Consider the following 19,348-nt stretch of genomic DNA (forward strand, 5'->3'; position numbering starts at 1 on the left):
ACACAATGGCAAAAGAGAAAAAACGTGGCTTTTTTTCTTGGCTGGGATTTGGCAAAGAAGAAGAAAAGCAGCAGCCTGCGGACCCCTCTGAGCAGCAGCCGGAAGAGCCGGCGTTAGCGCAGGCGGAAGCGGACGCGGCGCATACCGTCGAGGTGACCGAGAAGGTTGCCGACGCGCAGCTCGACGCCGCGCTGGGCGTGGAAACGGTCGATCATCCGGCAGAAGACGCAGCGATTATCGCGCCGTCGGAAGAGATCGTGCCGGAAGAAGAGCCCCCCCTTGCGCCGCAACCGGTAGTGGAGAAGATGTTGCCGGAAACGCTGCTGGAAGAGGAGCCGCTGCTGGATGACGACGAGCTGGCGGCGATGGCGTTAGCGCAGGCGCCGCAGGACGAGGCGGCGGCTGAGGTTGCCGCCGAAGAGACACGCCAGCTGAATGAGATTGCTGCGGCGGCTGCCGAAGAGGCGCCCCGTAAGGAAGAGATGGCTGCCGACGCGGCGCGCCAGCAAAACAGCGTGCAGGCCGCAGACCAGGCGGAAGCGCAATATACCGTCAGAGATCTGCCGCTCGCCGCCGCGCCGATCGTCGCTCAGGAGCAGGAGCGCCCGCCCAAAGAGGGCTTCTTCGCGCGTCTGAAGCGCAGCCTGGTGAAGACCCGCCAGTATCTGGGATCCGGCTTTATCAGCCTGTTCCGCGGCAAGAAAATCGACGACGATCTGTTCGAAGTGCTGGAAGAGCAGCTGCTGATCGCCGACGTTGGCGTCGAAACCACGCGCCGCATTATCACCAACCTGACGCAGCAGGCGAACCGCAAGCAGCTGCGTGACGCGGAAGCGCTTTACGGCGTGCTGAAAGCGGAGATGTCAGGCATCCTGGCGAAGGTTGACGCGCCGCTCGACGTCAGCGGCAAAGCGCCGTTTGTCATCCTGGTGGTCGGCGTCAACGGCGTGGGCAAAACCACAACCATAGGCAAGTTGGCGCACCAGTATCAGGCGCAGGGCAAGTCGGTGATGCTGGCGGCAGGCGACACCTTCCGCGCGGCCGCCGTCGAGCAACTGCAGGTCTGGGGCGAGCGCAACCACATTCCGGTGGTGGCGCAGCATACCGGCGCAGACTCCGCTTCGGTGATTTTCGACGCCATCCAGGCGGCGAAAGCGCGCAGCGTCGACGTGCTGATCGCCGATACGGCGGGACGCTTGCAGAACAAATCGCATCTGATGGAGGAGCTGAAGAAAATCACCCGCGTGATGAAAAAGCTGGACATGGATGCGCCGCACGAGGTGATGCTCACCATCGACGCCAGCACCGGCCAGAACGCCATCAGCCAGGCGAAGCTTTTCCATGAAGCGGTCGGCCTGACCGGCATTACCCTGACCAAGCTGGACGGCACGGCGAAAGGCGGCGTGATCTTTTCGGTGGCCGATCAGTTCGGTATCCCGATACGCTATATCGGCGTCGGAGAAGGCATTGAAGATTTACGGCCGTTTAAGGCCGAGGATTTTATTGAGTCACTGTTTGCCCAAGAGGACTAATTGGGATAATTCGCTTTGAAGAGGTCAGTAAGGCCTATCTCGGTGGACGTCAGGCGCTGCAGGGCGTGGATTTTCATCTGCGCACGGGCGAAATGGCGTTTCTGACCGGCCATTCCGGCGCGGGCAAGAGCACCTTACTGAAGCTGATTTGTGGCATTGATCGGCCGAGTGCGGGCCAAATCTGGTTCAGCGGCCACGACATTTCCCGGCTGCGCAACATCGAGGTGGCCTTTCTGCGGCGACAGATCGGCATGATCTTCCAGGATCACCACCTGCTGATGGACCGCTCGGTCTATAATAACGTGGCGATCCCGCTGATTATTTCCGGCGCCAGCGGCGAAGATATTCGCCGTCGCGTGTCGGCTGCGCTGGATAAGGTCGGCCTGCTCGACAAGGAGAAAAGCTTTCCGATTCAACTCTCCGGCGGTGAACAGCAGCGCGTCGGTATCGCGCGCGCCGTGGTGAACAAGCCCGTCGTGCTGCTGGCGGATGAACCGACCGGCAACCTCGACGACGCGCTGTCGGAAGATATCTTGCGCCTGTTTGAGGAGTTCAACCGCGTGGGCGTGACGGTACTAATGGCGACGCACGACAGCGGCCTGCTCGCGCGACGTCACTATCGCGTGATGACGCTCAATCAGGGACGCCTGCATGGAGGCCACGAAATAGACGCAATAAACGTCCCGCCGCGCCGAAAGCCAAAGCGCCGTCCAAAAGCAAAGCACTGAAGGGCGGCTGGCAAGAGCAGTGGCGCTACGCATGGCGCGGCACCCTGTCGGATATGTACCGCCAGCCGCTGGCGACGCTGCTGACGGTCATAGTTATCGCTATCTCGCTGACGCTGCCCAGCGTCTGCTATATGGTGTGGAAGAACGTCAGCCAGGCCGCGACACAGTGGTAACCGGCGCCGCAGCTGACTGTCTATCTTTCGAAAACGCTGGACGACACCGCCGCGGAAAAAAATGTGTTGGCGCAGCTGAAGCAGGTCGACGGCGTCGACAGCATCAACTATCTGACGCGCGAAGAGGCGCTGAACGAATTCCGCAACTGGTCGGGCTTTGGCGGTACGATGGATATGCTGGAGCAGAACCCGCTGCCGGCGGTGGCGATCGTGACGCCGAAGCTCAATTTTCAGAACTCCGACACCATGCAAAACCTGCACGATACGGTAGCGAAGGTGCAGGGCGTCGATGAGGTGCGCATGGACGACAGCGGGTTCGCCCGTCTTGCGGCGCTGACCGGGCTGGTGGGTCAGGTCGCCTCGATGATCGGCATCCTGATGATCGTGGCGGTGTTCCTGGTTATCGGCAACAGCGTGCGGCTGAGCATCTTCGCCCGGCGCGACACCATTAACGTGCAGAAGCTGATCGGTGCCACCGATGGCTTTATCCTGCGCCCGTTCCTCTACGGCGGCGCGCTGCTCGGCTTCAGCGGCGCGGTGTTGTTGCTGATCCTCTCCGAGGTGCTGGTGCTGTGCCTGTAGTCGGTGGTGGCGCAGGTCTTCGGCACCGCCTTCGTGCTGGAGGGCTTTTCATGGGACGAAGGGCTGCTGCTGCTGATCGCCGCCTGGCTGTCGACGGTGCAACATTTACGTCGTTTTACGCCTCAGTAACCGCCTGCAATGTTTTTTTGATATAATATTCCTCTGCTGCCGACGATCCGGGCGCAGAGAAACCGCCTCTCTTCCTGCCTCGTCATCTGTGTGTAAAATATTCACTGCTATAATTTGACCTGTGGATAAATTAGCTACTCGAAGTAGCACAGATTGCTTTCGGATTTTCTCTGACGTTGACTTAAGGTAACGTCTGCGTAAAGGGAAGATGCAGCAACTTAATGACTATGTGAGGATTTGAATGACCAAAGAAATGCAAACTTTAGCTATTGCTCCTCTTAGCAACCAAGAATCTTACATTCGGGCTGCCAACGTCTGGCCGATGCTGTCGGCAGAAGAGGAAAAAGCGCTGGCTGAACGGCTGCATTACCAGGGCGATCTGGATGCAGCCAAGACGCTGATCCTGTCTCACCTGCGCTTTGTAGTTCATATCGCTCGTAATTACTCTGGTTACGGCCTGCCGCAGGCGGACCTGATTCAGGAAGGCAACATCGGCCTCATGAAGGCGGTGCGTCGTTTTAACCCTGAAGTGGGCGTACGTCTGGTCTCCTTCGCCGTGCACTGGATTAAAGCCGAGATCCACGAATACGTGCTGCGCAACTGGCGTATCGTGAAGGTCGCTACCACCAAAGCGCAGCGCAAGCTGTTCTTTAACCTGCGTAAAACCAAGCAGCGTCTGGGCTGGTTCAACCAGGACGAAGTCGAGATGGTGGCGCGTGAACTGGGCGTAAGCAGCAAAGACGTGCGCGAAATGGAATCGCGTATGGCCGCGCAGGATATGACCTTTGATATGTCCGCTGATGATGAGAGCGGCGAATGCAAAGCGATGGCGCCGGTGCTCTATCTGCAGGATAAAACCTCCGACTTCGCCGACGGCATCGAAGAGGATAACTGGGAAGCGCACGCCGCCGACAAGCTGAATGACGCGATGCTGGGCCTCGACGAGCGCAGCCAGCACATCATCCGTGCTCGCTGGCTGGACGAAGGGAACAAAACCACGCTGCAGGAGCTGGCGGATCGCTACGGTGTCTCGGCCGAGCGTGTGCGGCAGCTGGAGAAAAACGCTATGGAAAAACTGCGCATGGCGATAGAAGCATAACGAAAATGGGCGACGCGAAGTCGCCCTTTTTTTGCTCGCTATTTTACCTAGCCATCAACCTGTGCGCGAAAGCCGCAGGCCTGCATAAAGGCGGCGCGATCGCGCTGCCGTCATCCGCCACCCACCATGTGGAGAGCAAACCGTTCTGCGCCATGGTCTCTTCCAGTAGATACTGACCTACGCCGCGACGGCGCGTTACCTCGTGCACCTCCAGCTGCGAAACCTTTCCCTGCGTGCCGACGATCTCCAGCTTTAACGCGCCCAACAGGCGCGCATTAAAGCGCGCCGCATAAAGCCGGTGGTTTTCACTCAGTCCCTGCTTAGCTGCGCCAGATCTTCCCCCGGCCAGATTTTCGCCAGATCGCTCTGGTCCTGCGCCGTCAGCGTCGTCAGGCGCAAAATCGTGAGTTTCATAATAAACACCTGTACTAATCGAAAGAGGCTAGTGTAGCGAATTTAGACAGTCAGAGCGCCGTCACTTTTTTATGATGAAAACAGGTCAAAAGATGGTCTGGATGCTAGGATGATGGAAGTAAAGAATAACAAGTGGCGCAAAAGCCAGCATAACGCGCTGGGAAAATGGCGGCAAGCCTGCAGAACAACCAGAGGATTATGCTGTTCAGTGCGGCTGTATCCCAATGTGTCAGTTGATTTACAGAAGAAACTTCCTGTTTAATAACCTGAAAAATAAAGCCTTATTACCAACAAATACCGGACAGCTCGCTAAGTGCTTAATAACACATCATTTTTCAGCTTTATCCGGTAGCAACAGCAAATCACAGACACAACAAGATGGGGAAGTCTGCATGAAAATGAGTAAAGGCCGCGCATTACTGGCGGGTTGCGTTGCGCTGGCGATGAGCCACGCCTCCCTGGCTGCCGACATTAAAATTGCGATTGTGGGCGCCATTACCGGCCCGGTCGCGCAGTATGGCGATATGCAGTTCACCGGCGCTGCGCAGGCAATTAAGGATATCAACGCTAAAGGCGGCGTAAACGGCAACAAACTAGTGGGCGTAGAGTATGACGACGCCTGCGACCCGAAACAAGCTGTCGCCGTGGCGAACAAGGTCGTCAACGACGCCATCAAATATGTTATCGGCCACCTTTGCTCCTCTTCTACTCAGCCTGCGTCTGATATCTATAACGATGAAGGCGTGCTGATGATCACCCCGGCGGCAACCGCGCCGGAGTTGACCGCACGCGGCTATGAAACCATTATGCGCACCACCGGCCTCGACTCCGATCAGGGCCCGACAGCCGCCAGCTATATCCTTGACCAGATCAAGCCGAAGCGTATCGCGGTAGTGCATGACAAGCAGCAGTACGGTCAGGGACTGGCGGAGTCGGTCCAGAAAACCCTGAAGGCCAAAGGCGGCAACGTGGTGCTGTTTGAAGGCATCACCGCCGGCGACAAAGATTTCTCTACGCTGATCGCGCGCCTGAAAAAAGAGAACGTCAATTTCGTTTACTACGGCGGCTACTACCCGGAAATGGGCCAGATCCTGCGTCAGGCGAAGGCGGCTGGTCTGAATGCCGGCTTTATGGGACCGGAAGGCGTGGGCAACGCCTCACTGTCTAACATCGCGGGCGACGCGTCTGAAGGCATCTACGTGACGCTGCCGAAGCGTTATGACCAGCTGCCGGAAAACAAGGCAATCGTCGACGCGATTAAAACCAACAGCGCGCAGAACCGCAAAGATCCGACCGGTCCGTTTGTCTGGACCACCTACGCGGCGATCCAGTCGCTGACGGCCGGTATCGAGCGCAGCAAGAGCGACGAGCCGGAAGAGATCGTGAAAAGCCTGAAGGGCAGCGGGCCGGTGCCGACGGTGATGGCAAACCTGAGCTGGGACCAGAAGGGCGATCTGAAAGGCTTCGAGTTCGGCGTTTTTAAGTGGCACAAAGACGGCTCTTCTACTGCCGTTAAGTAATTGAACAGACCCTCTCCTGCCGGCGGGAGAGGGAGGGAAGGAAGAGAGGCACGCCGGTTTGCGGCGGCCTCCCTTCTGTCCTGGCCTCTTTCCGTTGAGCAGAAAGGGGATTTTTTTTGCTCCTGAGCAGGTCCTCACTATGTCCGAGCAGTTTCTCTATTTTATTCAGCAGATGCTTAACGGGGTCACCCTCGGCAGCACCTATGCGCTGATTGCCATCGGTTATACCATGGTTTACGGCATTATCGGCATGATCAACTTCGCCCACGGCGAGGTCTATATGATCGGCAGCTATGTCTCCTTTATCGTAATAGCCGCCCTGATGATGATGGGCATCGACACCGCCTGGCTGATGATCGCCGCCGGCTTCGTTATGGCGATTCTGATCTCCAGCGCCTACGGCTGGAGCATCGAGCGCGTTGCCTACAAGCCGGTGCGCGCATCGAAGCGGTTAATCGCGCTGATCTCCGCCATCGGCATGTCGATCTTCCTGCAAAACTACGTCAGCCTGACGCAGGGCTCGCGCGATCTGGCGCTGCCGAGCCTGATCAACGGGCAGTGGACGCTGGGCGAAAGCAACGGCTTCGCCGCCACGGTATCGACGATGCAGATCGTCATCTGGCTGGTGACCCTGCTGGCAATGTTGGCGCTGACGCTGTTTATCCGCTATTCGCGCATGGGTCGCGCCTGCCGCGCCTGCGCCGAAGATCTGAAGATGGCGAGCCTGCTCGGCATCAATACCGACCGCGTTATCTCTCTGACCTTCGTGATCGGCGCGGCAATGGCAGCGGTAGCAGGCGTGCTGCTCGGCCAGTTCTACGGCTCCATCAACCCCTTTATCGGCTTTATGGCCGGAATGAAGGCCTTTACCGCCGCGGTGCTGGGCGGCATCGGCAGCATTCCGGGCGCAATGATCGGCGGCCTAGTGCTCGGCATCGCCGAAGCGCTGACCTCGGCCTACCTCAGCACCGAATATAAAGACGTGGTCTCCTTCGCGCTGCTGATCGTGGTGCTGCTGGTGATGCCGACAGGCATTCTTGGCCGCCCGGAGGTAGAGAAAGTATGAAATCCTCCTTTATCAACGCGCTGCTCTCATCCGTGATGCTGCTGGTGCTGGCGAGCTTCTTTATGGGCATGCGCCTCGGCCTTGACAGCATGCAGCTGGTGGTGCATAGCGCCGGCGAGGTGCGCTGGAACTGGATTTTCGTCGGCTGCGCCGTGGTGTTTCTGTTCCAGCTGCTGCGCCCGTTCTGGCAGCGCGGCCTGAAGAAGATTTCTGGCACGGCGCTGGTGCTGCCCGGTATTGATGGCTCAAGCCCTAAGCAGAAGCTGTTTATGCTGGTGCTGATGGTGGTAGCGGTGGCCTGGCCCTTTTTTGTGTCGCGCGGCGCGGTGGATATCGCCACCCTGACGCTGATCTACGTAATGCTCGGCCTGGGGCTGAACGTGGTGGCCGGTCTTTCCGGCTTGCTGGTGCTCGGCTACGGCGGTTTCTACGCCATCGGCGCCTACACTTTTGCGTTGCTGAATCACTATTTCGGCCTCGGCTTCTGGGAGTGTCTGCCGCTGGCGGGCATCGTCGCGGCGCTGTTCGGCCTGCTGCTCGGCTTTCCGGTGCTGCGCCTGCGCGGCGACTACCTGGCGATCGTCACCCTCGGCTTCGGCGAGATCGTGCGTATTCTGCTGCTGAACAACACCGCCATTACCGGCGGCCCCAACGGCATCGCGCATATCCCGAAACCCTCGCTGTTCGGCCTGGAGTTCGGCCGCAAAGTTTCCGAGGGCGGCTGGAGCACCTTCCATGACTTCTTCGGCCTGAAGTATGACCCCAGCGACCGCGTGATTTTCCTCTACCTGGTGGCGCTGCTGCTGGTGGCGCTGACAATGTTTGTGATCAACCGCCTGCTGCGCATGCCGCTGGGCCGCGCGTGGGAAGCGTTGCGCGAAGATGAGATCGCCTGCCGCTCGCTGGGCCTCAGCCCGACGCGCATCAAGCTGACCGCCTTTACCATCAGCGCCGCTTTCGCTGGCTTCGCCGGCACGCTGTTCGCCGCGCGCCAGGGCTTCGTCAGTCCGGAATCCTTTACCTTCGTCGAGTCCGCCTTTGTGCTGGCGATCGTGGTGCTGGGTGGCATGGGTTCGCAGTTCGCCGTGATCCTCGCGGCGATCCTACTGGTGGCGTCGCGCGAGCTGATGCGCGATCTGAATGAATACAGTATGCTGGTGCTGGGCGGCCTGATGGTGCTGATGATGATCTGGCGTCCGCAGGGGCTGCTGCCGATGAAGCGTCCGCACCTGAAACTGAAGCAGAAACAAGGAGAGCAGCATGAGTCAGCCTTTATTAGCCGTTGAAGGCCTGATGATGCGCTTCGGCGGCCTGCTGGCGGTCAACAATGTGGCGTTGGAGCTGCGCCCGCAGGAGATCGTCTCGCTTATCGGCCCCAACGGCGCGGGAAAAACCACCGTCTTTAACTGCCTGACCGGCTTCTACAAGCCGACCGGCGGCACCATCAAGCTGCGCGAGCAGCATCTTGAGGGCCTGCCCGGCCAGCAGATCGCCCGCATGGGCGTGGTACGCACCTTTCAGCACGTGCGCCTGTTCCGCGAGATGACGGTGATCGAAAACCTGCTGGTGGCGCAGCATCAGCATCTGAAGAGCGGCCTCTTTTCCGGCCTGTTTAAAACCCCGGCGTTCCGGCGTGGCGAGAGCGAGGTGCTGGATCGCGCCGCCACTTGGCTGGCGCGCATCGGCCTGCTCGATCTTGCCAACCGTCAGGCGGGTAATCTGGCCTACGGCCAGCAGCGCCGTCTGGAGATCGCGCGCTGCATGGTGACGCGGCCGGAGATCCTGATGCTGGACGAACCGGCGGCAGGGCTGAACCCGAAAGAAACGCACGAACTGGACGAGCTGATCGCCGAACTGCGCGGCGAGCACAAGGTTTCCGTGCTGCTGATTGAACACGATATGAAGCTGGTGATGGGCATTTCCGACCGTATCTATGTGGTGAACCAGGGTACGCCGCTGGCCAACGGCACGCCGGAAGAGGTGCGTAACAATCCGGACGTGATCCGAGCCTATTTAGGAGAGGCGTAACATGGCAAACCCGATGTTATCCGTTAACAACGTCAGCGCGCACTACGGCAAAATCCAGGCGCTGCAAAACGTCAGCCTGCATATCAGCCAGGGCGAAATCGTCACCCTGATCGGCGCCAACGGCGCGGGCAAAACCACGCTGCTCGGCACGCTGTGCGGCGAGCCGCGCGCCACTCAGGGCAGCATTACCTTTGACGGCAAAGTGATTACCGACTGGCAGACCGCGCGCATCATGCGCGAGGCGATCGCCATCGTGCCGGAAGGACGGCGCGTCTTTTCGCGCATGACGGTAGAGGAGAATCTGGCGATGGGCGGCTTTTTCGCCAGCCGCCAGGAGTACCAGACGCGCATCGCGCGCGTCTATGAGCTCTTCCCGCGGCTGGCGGAGCGCAAAATCCAGCGCGCCGGCACCATGTCCGGCGGCGAGCAGCAGATGCTGGCGATCGGCCGCGCGCTGATGAGCCAGCCGCGCCTGCTGCTGCTGGATGAGCCGTCGCTGGGACTGGCGCCAATCATCATTCAGCAGATCTTCGACACCATTGAGCAGCTGCGCAAAGAGGATATGACCATCTTTCTGGTGGAGCAGAACGCCAACCAGGCGCTGAAGCTGGCGGATCGCGGCTACGTGCTGGAGAACGGGCATGTGGTGCTTGAAGATACAGGCGAAGCCCTGCTTTCCAACGAAGCCGTTCGCAGCGCCTATCTCGGGGCTTAGGGCAGTGCTCGCACAAGTTGCTTTAGCAACTTGAACGCCTGTAAGGGCGGCCCTGAGGGGGCGGGCACAGCGAGTAATTCTCACGTACTCATGTACGCTCCGGATGCTGCACGCTGGCCGGTGCCGAACTGGCTGCGCCGCCGACGGCCCTCGACAAAAGTGCATTAGCAAATTGCGGTCAGGGCGCTTCATAACCGTTTCGCTAATCAGCTTTAAACAGACCTTCTTCCCTTCATCCTGCCGTCATCTGGCTGTCATTTATCTGTTATTAATCCGTCATTTCCGCGTATCATGTTACTTCGCGAACAAAAAATGCGTGATATCGCGCGTACCTACCTGCACAGGAAAATTCTATGTCCGTGTTTACTTTTCGTCGTAGCACTAATGAGTGCGGTTCTGGGCCTGGCCATAAGCGGCAATGCGCTGGCCGCCACTAAAATTCTTTTCTGGCCCTCTATGGAGGGTGAGTTAGGCAAAGAAGTTGACTCTCTGGCGCAACGTTTTAACCAGGCACATCCCGACTATAAAATTGTCCCTACCTACAAAGGTAACTACGAACAGAGTCTTGCGGTAGGGATCGCAGCGGTACGTACTAGCACAAAGCGCTCGCCATTTTGCAAGTGTATGAGGTCGGTACCGCCACTATGATGGCGTCGAAAGCCATCGTGCCGGTGCATCAGTTCTTCCAGGATACCGGTATCCCGTTTGATGAAAAACAGTTTGTGCCGACCGTGGCGGGCTACTACAGCGATGCCAGCGGCCACCTGATCTCGCAGCCGTTCAACAGCTCCACGCCGATGCTCCACTATAACAAAGACGCCTTTAAAAAAGCGGGCCTGAACCCGAATTAGCCGCCGAAAACCTGGCAAGTGCTAGCGAAAGACGCCGACGCGCTGCGCAAAACGGACGTCAGCTGCGGCTACGCCAGCGGCTGGCAGGGCTGGATCCAGATTGAAAACTTCAGCGACTGGCATGCGCTGCCGGTCGCCAGCAAAAACAACGGTTTTGACGGAACCGACGCGGTACTGGAGTTCAATAAGCCGATGCAGGTGCGCCATATCCAGATGCTGGAGGATATGAACAAAAAAGGCGACTTCACCTACTTCGGTCGTAAAGACGAGTCCACCGCCAAGTTCTACAACGGCGACTGCGGCATTACCACCGCCTCGTCCGGCTCGCTGGCGGACATCAAGCACTACGCCAAATTTAACTTCGGGGTCGGCATGATGCCGTATGACGATACCGTGCCGAACGCGCCGCAGAACGCCATTATCGGCGGCGCCAGCCTGTGGGTGATGAAAGGCAAAGACGCTGGTACCTACGAGGGCGTCGCGGAATTTATGCAGTTCCTGGCGCAGCCGGAGATCGCCGCCGAGTGGCACTAGAAGACCGGCTACCTGCCGATCAACACCGCCGACTACGAGCTGAGCAAGCAGCAGGGCTTCTATGACAAAAACCCCGGCGCGGATATCGCCACGCGTCAGATGCTGAACAAGGATCCGCTGCCGTTTACCAAAGGCATGCGCCTGGGCAACATGCCGCAGATCCGCACCATTGTCGACGAAGAGCTTGAAAGCGTCTGGAACGGCAAGCAGTCGCCGCAGTCCGCGCTCGACAATGCTGCCAAACGCGGCAACGAACTGCTGCGCCGCTTTGAGCAGCAGGTGAAATAACCCTGATCGGCAAAGGGGGCCAGCGCTTGCTGGCCCCGATCACAATCTCTGACAGAGTACGCTATGTCTTCATCCCGTCCGGTGTTTAGCACCAGTCCCTTACCCTATCTGTTGGTGTTACCCCAGCTGCTGATTACCGCCATTTTCTTTCTCTGGCCGGCTGGCGAAGCCTTGTGGTATTCGCTACAGAGCCTCGATCCCTTTGGCCTCTCCAGCACCTTTGTCGGCTTAGACAACTTTAAGCGCCTGTTTCAGGACAGCTACTATCTCGACGCCTTCTGGACCACCCTGGTGTTCAGCATGCTGGTAACGGTATGCGGCATGGTGCTGTCGCTGCTGCTGGCGGCGCTGGTGGATTACGTGATTCGCCTGCGCAAACTCTATCAGACCCTGCTGCTGCTGCTGCCTTACGCGGTGGCGGCGGACATGTGGATGTTCCTGTTCAATCCCGGCCTCGGCCTGATTAGCCATTTCCTCAACCAGCTGGGCTACAACTGGAACTATGCGCAGAACAGCGGCCAGGCGATGTTTCTGATCGTGGTGGCGTCGGTCTGGCAGCAGATGAGCTACAATTTCCGGTTCTTTTTCGCCGCGCTGCAGTCTATTCCCAAATCGCTGGTGGAAGCGGCGGCGATCGACAGTGCCGGCCCGGTGCGACGCTTCTTCAACCTGTCACTGCCGCTGATTACGCCGGTGAGCTTCTTTCTGCTGGTGTTGAACCTGATTTACGCCTTTTTCGACACCTTCCCGGTGATCGACGCCGCGACCGGCTGCGGGCCGGTGCAGGCCACCACGACGCTGATCTACAAAATCTACCGCGAAGGCTTCACCGGGCTGGATCTCTCATCCTCGGCGGCGCAGTCGGTGGTGCTGATGCTGTTGGTGATCGGCCTGACCGTTATTCGGTTCCGCTTCGTTGAGCGTAAGGTACAGTACCAATGATTGAAAATCGTCGCGGGCTGGATATCTTCAGCCACACGCTGCTGGTGCTGGGCGTGCTGACTATTCTGTTTCCGCTTTCCACTGCGCTCGCTCTTTCTCTGGCTGATCTTTATCACCCTGATGCTGCCGGTCGAGGTGCGAATTTTTCTCACGGTGCAGGTGATCGCCGATCTCAACCTGCTCGACAGCTACAGCGGCCTGACGCTGCTGCTGACGGCTTCCGCCACCGCGACCTTTTGTTCCGCCAGTTCTTTCTTTCGCTGCCGGACGAGCTGCTCGAAGCGGCGCGCATCGATGGCGCCAGCGCGCTGCGCTTTTTCTGGGATATCGTGCTGCCGCTGTCGAAAACCAACCTAGCGGCTCTGTTCGTCATCACCTTTATCTATGGCTGCAACCAGTATCTCTGGCCGCTGCTGATCGTCAACGACGCCTCGCTCAGCACCGTGGTGGCGGGGATCAAAAGCATGATCTCCACCAGCGGATCGCCGACGCAGTGCGCCAGCGCGTGGCGATGGGACGCGCCACCGTGCGCGAGCCGGCGGTGTTTCTGTTCGACGAGCCGCTAGCCTCTACGTCAAGCACTATCAGGTCGAGGCGATGACGCTGGCGCAGCGTGATGGTGCTGAACAAAGGTTTTGTCGAGCAGATCGGCACACCGGTGGAGATTTATGAGCGGCCCGCCAGCTAGTTCGTCGTCTCGCTTATCGGCGTGCCGGCGATGAACCTAATGTGCGGCCAGATTGGCGGCGACGGCACGCGCTTCGTGATCGAAAACTCCCATTCGCTGCCGCTGGACGACAGCAAAGGGAGATGGGCCAACCGCAGCGTAACGCTGGGCATTCGGCCGGAGCACATTCAGGTCAGCCCGTGCGAGCACGACGGCCTGCCGCTGGGCGTTGAGACGCTGGAGCTGCTCGGCGCCGACAATCTGGCGCACGGCCGCATCGGCGAAACGCCGCTGGTGGCGCGCCTGCCGCACAACGAGCGCCCGCAGGCGGGCAGCACGCTACGGCTGCATCTGCCGGCGGATGGCTTTACACTACTTCGATTCAACAAGCGGAAAGCGTCTGGAATGAGCAAGCAAAACTGGCCCTATCCCTCATATCGTCGCCCATCGTGACAGCGGCAAGCTGGCCCCAGAAAATACGCTGGCGGTGATTGACGTCGGCGCGCGCTATGACCATACCATGATCGAATTCGACGCCAAGCTGTCGCAGGACAAGCAGATTTTCCTGCTGCACGACGATACGCTGGATCGCACCAGCAATGGCTAGGGCGTGGCGGGCGATCTGCCGAGGGAGAAGCTGGCGCAGCTCGACGCGGGTGGGCTGGTTCGGCAACGCCTTCGACGGCGAACCGCTGGCACTGCTGCCGGATGTGGCGACGTGCTGTCGGCAGCACAATAAATATGATGGCGAATATCGAAATCAAACCGACCACCGGCAGCGAGGCGGAAACCGGCCGCGCTATCGCCCACGCGGCAAAAACGCTGTGGCAGGGCATGACCGCGCCGCTGCTCTCGTCATTCTCGTATGCGGCGCTGGAGACGGCGATGCAGGTGGAGCCAGCGTTGCCGCGCGGCCTGCTACTGGATGAGTGGAGTGAGGCATGGCAGGCGAAAACCGCCCCGTTGGCGTGCGTCTCCATCCACCTTAACCATAAGCTGCTCGACGCAGAGAGCGTCCCAGCGCTGAAGGAGGCGGGCCTGCATATCCTGCTCTACACGGTAAACGACCCGACGCGGGCGCCCATGCCGAGCGTGGCGCAGTGGCGGCGGCGCGCGGTTGCTATAACGTCCAGCGCCAACTGGCCAACCACGGTTTCTTCAATACAGGCGACCAGTGAATGTCCCGTCGGAGAGAGATGGCTCAGCCGCTCTTGCCATTTTTGCAGCGAAGGCAGCGGCAGATATAGCGTATTCGCCATGGTGTCCGGCTGGCTATAAATCTGTATCAGTGCGGCAGCATCTTCAGGCGTAATGTGGCGAACAACAATCTCACCCATCGGGCTTCTCCTTGTGGTTGGACAGCAATCCCTTTCAAAAATCAAGGAATTCTTATTAATAATCAACAGAAAAGATCATAAATCCCTTTACAGACTCGAATGATAATGATTATTATTGCTATGTGTTCTCGGGGCGTCGCCAGACAAACCAGAAAGCACGACATTGCTCACATTGCTTCCAGTATTTTTTAGCCAGCTCGGGTGCTGGCTTTTTTTGCCGCTTCATTCAGCCGCGCTCATCTTGCCCCTGACGCTTGTTCACCATTTTTGAACAGACGCGTGAAGTTTTCAGCTATCAATCAATTCGACTCAGGTTCAGACTGCCTTAAAACATTGAGGAGAACTGAACATGATCTACCTACGTAAAGCATAAGAACGCGGTCACGCCAACCACGGCTGGCTGGAAAGCTGGCACACTTTCTCTATTCGCCAGCTACCACGACGCGAATTTTATGGGCTTTTCGGCGCTGCGCATGATTAATGAAGATGTGGTCGCGGCGGATCAGGGCTTCGGCACTTATCCGCATAAGGATATGGAGATCCTGACTACGTGCTCTCCAGCACCGTCGAGCATCAGGACAGCATGGGCAATAAAGAGCAGATCCAGGCGGGCGAGTTTCAGATTATGAGCGCCGGCACCGGCATGTGTCACTCGGAGTACAACGCCAGCAGTCGCGATCCGCTGCATCTTTATCAGATCTGGATTATCCCAGAGCGCACGGGCATCGAGCCGCGTTACGATCAGCGCCGCTTCCCGGACGTCAAAGGACGCCAGTTCGTGCTGACGCCGGACGTGCGTGAAGGCTCGCTGAAGGTCTATCAGGATATGACGCTGTCGCGCTGGGTGCTGAGCGCGGGTGAAAAAGAGCAGGTTGCGGTCGACGCTGGCCGCCGCATCTGGATCCAGGTGGTGAAAGGCGACGTTCGCGTCAATGGCAAAACCGCCGGCACCAGCGACGCGTTCGCTATTTGGGATAATGCGAGCCTGACGATTGAGGCGGGCAGCGACGCGGAAGTGCTGCTGTTCGATCTGCCGCCGGTGTAACAAGTATTCGCCGACGTGCTGCGCGATATCGAAACCGTCACCGACGAGGCGGGCTACAAGACGCTGGTGGCCTACTTCGGCTATAACCCGCAAAAAGAGGAGCTGCAGCTGCGTTCGCTGCTGGGCTGGAACATCGACGGGTTTATCATGACTAAGCGCACCCATACGCCCGCCACGCTGCGTATGCTGGAGGTCGCGGGCATTCCGGAGATCGAAATGATGGATAGCGTCTCGCCCGGCCTCGATATGGCGGTGGGCTTCGACAACGTTGAAGCGGCGCGCCAGATGACCCACGCCATTCTCGGCAAAGGCCATCGCCATACCGTCTACCTCGGCGCGCGCCTTGACGAGCGCACGCTGCAAAAGCAGCAGGGCTATGAAGCCGCGATGCGCGAAGCGGGGCTGGAGCCGCACAGCGTGGTGATGGAGGAGGCCTCCTCTTTTAGCACAGGCGGCATGCTGCTTTGTGAGGCTCTGCGTCGCTATCCGCAAACTGACAGCCTGTTCTGCACCAATGATGATCTGGCGGTGGGCGCGATGTTCGAATGTCAGCGCCAGGGGCTAAAAGTGCCCTCTGATTTTATGAGTCAGTTCACACTTTCATGCTTTTCCAGGTAAACAGGGTTGCGAGTCCGTAACGGGCTTAACACAATGGCAACCAGCATTGTTATTGGTAACATTGGCAGCATTTACCTGCCAGAGCAGAAAATGACAATTCCATCCTCGGCCCATCTCGTTTTTATTTTGATGGGCGTTTCAGGCAGCGGTAAGTCCGTTGTCGCTAACCAGGTTTCTCATCAGCTGAACACCGCCTTTCTTGACGGCGATTTTCTTCATCCACGCGCCAATATCCTGAAAATGGCCGCCGGGCACCCACTGGACGACAACGATCGCCAGCCGTGGCTACAGGCGATCAACGACGCCGCCTTCGCTATGCAGCGTACCCAGGCAATCTCTATTATCGTCTGCTCGGCGCTGAAAAAGCGCTATCGCGATAGCTTGCGCCAGGGTAACGAGAACCTGCGCTTTATCTATCTCAAGGGTGATTTCGACACCATCGAGTCGCAGCTGAAGGCGCGTAAAGGCCACTTCTTCAAACCGCAGATGCTGGTGACGCAGTTTGCGACGCTGGAGGAGCCGGGCGCGGACGAGCCGGACGTGCTGGCGGTGGATATCAATCATTCTGTGGATGAGGTTATTGCGGCTACGGTTGCGGCTATCAAGGAAGCCACCAACAAAGGATAGTCATGAGTACCGCAACGTTAGTGTTATAACCGCAGCAGGCTCTGTCCTGCTGCTGCTGTTTCTGGTGATGAAAGCGCGCATGCACGCCTTTGTCGCGCTGATGCTGGTGTCGATCGGCGCCGGTCTCTGCTCCGGCATGCCGCTGGACAAGATCGCGGAGACTATGCAGAAGGGCATGGGCGATACGCTCGGCTTCCTGGCGCTCGTCGTCGCGCTCGGCGCCATGTTCGGCAAAATCCTGCATGAAACGGGCGCGGTGGATCAGATTGCTATCCGCATGCTGAAAACCTTTGGCGAAAGCCGTGCCCACTATGCGATGGGCATCGCCGGCCTGATCTGTGCGCTGCAGCTCTTTTTCGAGGTGGTGGTGCTGATCAGCATCGCCTTCGCGGTGGCGCGCCGCACCCACGACAACCTGGTGAAGCTGGTAATCCCGCTGTTCGCCGGCGTGGCGGCCTCCGCGGCCTTTCTGCTGCCGGGCCCGGCGCCAATGCTGCTGGCCGCAGATGCACGCCGATTTCGGCTGGATGATTCTGCTGAGCCTGTGCGCCGCCATTCCCGGCATGCTGATCGCCGGGCCGCTGTTTGGCTCGCTGATTGCGCGCCGCCGGAAGATCACCAGCCGGACGTCGATGCGGCGAAGCTGCCCTCGTTCAGCTTCAGCCTGGCGCTGATCCTGTTCCCGCTGCTGCTGGTAGGGCTGAAAACCATCGGCGCGCGCTTCACCGAACAGGGCTCTTCCCTGTATGAATGGCTGGAGTTTATCGGCCATCCCTTTACCGCCATTCTGCTTGCCTACATTGGTGGCGATCTACGGCTGGCCTACCGCCAGGGCATGGATAAAGAGAAGGTGATGCAGGTGTGCGGCAGTGCGCTGCAGCCGGCGGGTATTATTCTGCTGGTGATCGGCGTGGGCGGCATGTTCAAGCAGGTGCTGGTAGACTCCGGCGTCGGCCCAGTGCTGGATCATGTGCTGACCGGCGCGGGTCTGCCGATCGCGCTGGCCTGCTTTATCCTCTCCGGCGCGGTGCGCGTGATTCAGGGATCGGCGACGGTGGCCTGTCTGACGACGGTGGGTCTGGTGATGCCAGTGATCGAACCGCTGCACTACCGCGGCGCGCAGCTGGCGGCGCTCTCGATCTGCATCGGCGGCGGCTCGATTATTATCAGCCACGTCAACGATGCGGGCTTCTGGCTGTTCGGCCGCTTTGCCGGCGCCACCGAAGGGGAAACGCTCAAGACCTGGACGCTGATGGAGACCATTCTCGGCACCGTCGGCGCGGTGGTCAGCATGATCGCCTTTCAGCTGCTGTCGTAAGTATTAAGCTGTCGCGCGCCCGCGCGGCGGCTTGTCTGTTACGCCTCGAAAAACTCCACCCTGCCGCCGGACAGATGGTACATGCTGCCGACGATGTTGATTTTTTTTCTGCGCTTCCAGCTGCTGCAGCACCGGGCTGTTGCGACGGATGCTGGTGATGGTCAGCTCGACGTTTTTGCGCGCCACCGCATCGACGAAATCGTCGTTGCTGCCGCTCCACGCGCGGCGATAATAGGTTTGAAATCAAGGATTAAGTAGTGCGATAAGACGCAGCGCAACATTCATTAACGCAAAAACGCACTAAAAAAGCGGGTAGCGGGCAACCCGCTACAGCTTCAGATAGACCCGAATGCCGTCCAAAAACATCTGCGTTGACAGCATAATCAAAATCAATCCCATCAGGCGCTCCAGGGCGTTGACGCCTTTGTCGCCCAGCAGGCGCAGAAATAGCCCCGACAGCAGCAGAATGGTGACGGTAACGCCCCAGGCGATTAGCAGCGCGCCTACCAGATGCCCCATCTGGTTAGGATACTGATGTGACAGCAGCATCAGTGTCGCCAGCAGCGACGGGCCAGCCACCAGCGGGATCGCCAGCGGCACTAGGAAGGGCTCTTCGCCTGCGGGCAGCCCGCTGGTGCTGCTTTCACCAGAGGGAAAAATCATGTGGATGGCGATCAGGAACAGGATGACGCCGCCGGAAATCGACACTGTTTCGGTGCGCAGGTTAAGAAACGTCAGGATGTGCTCGCCGGCGAAGAGAAACAGCAGCATCAAGACCAGCGCGATCAGCAGTTCGCGGATCAGCACCGCGCGCCGCCGCTTTGGCTCCAGATGCTTCAGCACCGACATAAAAATCGGCAGGTTGCCCAGCGGATCCATAATAAGCAGCAGTAAAATGGTGGCGGAAATCATCTCGGTCATCTGTTTTACGGTATCCCTTACATCCCAGCGCGGGGTTATTAGCCGCGCTGCTGAAAAAGTTGCGGCAATCGAATTAATTCACTTGCCAGAAGTGCAGCATTTTGTAGAGTTGTTGGTCATAGGTAAATCCATTTATGACGCAGAGCGGAGTGAAAATGGCATTCCGTTCTTCCCTTCAGTAAGCAGGTCAGCGATTATCGCTGACTGAGACGGA

13 protein-coding genes and 9 pseudogenes are annotated in these 19,348 nt (G+C 58.8%); 19 read left to right on the plus strand and 3 right to left on the minus strand.

The window, feature by feature from the left end; genetic code table 11:
• Positions 1-5 precede the first annotated feature (5 nt).
• From ftsY to rpoH, 4 genes and pseudogenes are all read left to right on the plus strand, one after another.
• Positions 6-1,532, plus strand: coding sequence for a signal recognition particle-docking protein FtsY (gene ftsY / locus EIO60_RS14105; RefSeq protein ID WP_258577157.1), 1,527 nt, complete (start codon positions 6-8; stop codon positions 1,530-1,532).
• A 5-nt stretch (positions 1,533-1,537) separates the two neighbouring features.
• A complete protein-coding gene (gene ftsE, locus EIO60_RS14110) occupies positions 1,538-2,260 on the plus strand; it encodes a cell division ATP-binding protein FtsE (RefSeq protein WP_258577218.1) in 723 nt (240 codons plus the stop codon).
• Positions 2,257-3,144, plus strand: a pseudogene (gene ftsX / locus EIO60_RS14115) (permease-like cell division protein FtsX). The gene ftsE and the pseudogene ftsX overlap by 4 nt, the downstream one beginning before the upstream one ends.
• A gap of 241 nt (positions 3,145-3,385) precedes the next feature.
• Entirely contained in the window at positions 3,386-4,243 is an 858-nt protein-coding gene (gene rpoH, locus EIO60_RS14120; protein WP_258577158.1) for an RNA polymerase sigma factor RpoH, read from the plus strand.
• A 47-nt stretch (positions 4,244-4,290) separates the two neighbouring features.
• Here rpoH and panM read toward each other — a convergent pair.
• Positions 4,291-4,657, minus strand: a pseudogene (gene panM, locus EIO60_RS14125) (aspartate 1-decarboxylase autocleavage activator PanM).
• Between the two features lie 392 nt (positions 4,658-5,049).
• Between panM and EIO60_RS14130 the strand changes: the two are divergent.
• The 14 genes and pseudogenes from EIO60_RS14130 (at position 5,050) to EIO60_RS14200 (ending at position 18,213) form a co-directional block, all read left to right on the plus strand.
• Positions 5,050-6,177, plus strand: coding sequence for a branched-chain amino acid ABC transporter substrate-binding protein (locus EIO60_RS14130; RefSeq protein WP_258577159.1), 1,128 nt, complete (start codon positions 5,050-5,052; stop codon positions 6,175-6,177).
• Between the two features lie 139 nt (positions 6,178-6,316).
• Positions 6,317-7,243 (plus strand): high-affinity branched-chain amino acid ABC transporter permease LivH, encoded by a 927-nt coding sequence (gene livH / locus EIO60_RS14135; RefSeq protein WP_258577160.1) that lies wholly within the window; start codon positions 6,317-6,319, stop codon positions 7,241-7,243.
• Positions 7,240-8,529: a high-affinity branched-chain amino acid ABC transporter permease LivM gene (locus EIO60_RS14140; RefSeq protein ID WP_258577161.1), complete on the plus strand. Its 1,290-nt coding sequence runs from the start codon at positions 7,240-7,242 to the stop codon at positions 8,527-8,529. The genes livH and EIO60_RS14140 overlap by 4 nt, the downstream gene beginning before the upstream one ends.
• Positions 8,504-9,271: a high-affinity branched-chain amino acid ABC transporter ATP-binding protein LivG gene (livG, locus tag EIO60_RS14145; protein ID WP_258577162.1), complete on the plus strand. Its 768-nt coding sequence runs from the start codon at positions 8,504-8,506 to the stop codon at positions 9,269-9,271. Before EIO60_RS14140 ends, livG begins: the two co-directional genes overlap by 26 nt.
• A 1-nt stretch (position 9,272) precedes the next feature.
• Positions 9,273-9,986, plus strand: coding sequence for a high-affinity branched-chain amino acid ABC transporter ATP-binding protein LivF (livF, locus tag EIO60_RS14150; protein WP_258577163.1), 714 nt, complete (start codon positions 9,273-9,275; stop codon positions 9,984-9,986).
• A gap of 353 nt (positions 9,987-10,339) precedes the next feature.
• A pseudogene (ugpB, locus tag EIO60_RS14155) lies at positions 10,340-11,659 on the plus strand (sn-glycerol-3-phosphate ABC transporter substrate-binding protein UgpB).
• Positions 11,660-11,722: 63 nt separating this feature from the next.
• Positions 11,723-12,601, plus strand: coding sequence for a sn-glycerol-3-phosphate ABC transporter permease UgpA (gene ugpA, locus EIO60_RS14160; protein WP_258577164.1), 879 nt, complete (start codon positions 11,723-11,725; stop codon positions 12,599-12,601).
• Between the two features lie 69 nt (positions 12,602-12,670).
• Positions 12,671-13,095 (plus strand): annotated as a pseudogene (locus EIO60_RS14165) (ABC transporter permease subunit); the annotation flags it as partial.
• Positions 13,077-13,677, plus strand: a pseudogene (locus EIO60_RS14170) (TOBE domain-containing protein); the annotation flags it as partial. The pseudogenes EIO60_RS14165 and EIO60_RS14170, both read left to right, overlap by 19 nt.
• A pseudogene (ugpQ, locus tag EIO60_RS14175) lies at positions 13,674-14,348 on the plus strand (glycerophosphodiester phosphodiesterase); the annotation flags it as partial. The pseudogenes EIO60_RS14170 and ugpQ, both read left to right, overlap by 4 nt.
• Positions 14,349-15,005: 657 nt before the next feature.
• Positions 15,006-15,650, plus strand: a pseudogene (locus EIO60_RS16960) (pirin family protein).
• Positions 15,651-16,226 (plus strand): annotated as a pseudogene (locus EIO60_RS14190) (substrate-binding domain-containing protein); the annotation flags it as partial. It lies immediately after the preceding pseudogene.
• A gap of 132 nt (positions 16,227-16,358) precedes the next feature.
• Positions 16,359-16,895 (plus strand): gluconokinase, encoded by a 537-nt coding sequence (gene gntK, locus EIO60_RS14195; protein WP_258577165.1) that lies wholly within the window; start codon positions 16,359-16,361, stop codon positions 16,893-16,895.
• A gap of 67 nt (positions 16,896-16,962) precedes the next feature.
• Positions 16,963-18,213, plus strand: a complete 1,251-nt coding sequence (locus EIO60_RS14200) for a GntT/GntP/DsdX family permease (protein ID WP_258577219.1) — start codon at positions 16,963-16,965, stop codon at positions 18,211-18,213.
• A gap of 38 nt (positions 18,214-18,251) precedes the next feature.
• Here the strand turns inward: EIO60_RS14200 and EIO60_RS14205 are convergent.
• Together EIO60_RS14205 and EIO60_RS14210 are read right to left on the minus strand one after the other, a co-directional pair.
• Positions 18,252-18,429 (minus strand): annotated as a pseudogene (locus tag EIO60_RS14205) (carbonic anhydrase); the annotation flags it as partial.
• Between the two features lie 111 nt (positions 18,430-18,540).
• Positions 18,541-19,134: a YhgN family NAAT transporter gene (locus EIO60_RS14210; protein ID WP_258577166.1), complete on the minus strand. Its 594-nt coding sequence runs from the start codon at positions 19,132-19,134 to the stop codon at positions 18,541-18,543.
• Here EIO60_RS14210 and EIO60_RS14215 point away from each other — a divergent pair.
• Positions 19,109-19,342: a hypothetical protein gene (locus tag EIO60_RS14215; protein WP_258577167.1), complete on the plus strand. Its 234-nt coding sequence runs from the start codon at positions 19,109-19,111 to the stop codon at positions 19,340-19,342. The two genes, EIO60_RS14210 and EIO60_RS14215, sit on opposite strands and share 26 nt — an antisense overlap.
• The last annotated feature ends 6 nt before the right edge of the window (positions 19,343-19,348 follow it).

Source organism: Candidatus Pantoea persica (assembly GCF_013753875.1).
Classification (GTDB): domain Bacteria; phylum Pseudomonadota; class Gammaproteobacteria; order Enterobacterales; family Enterobacteriaceae; genus Pantoea; species Pantoea persica.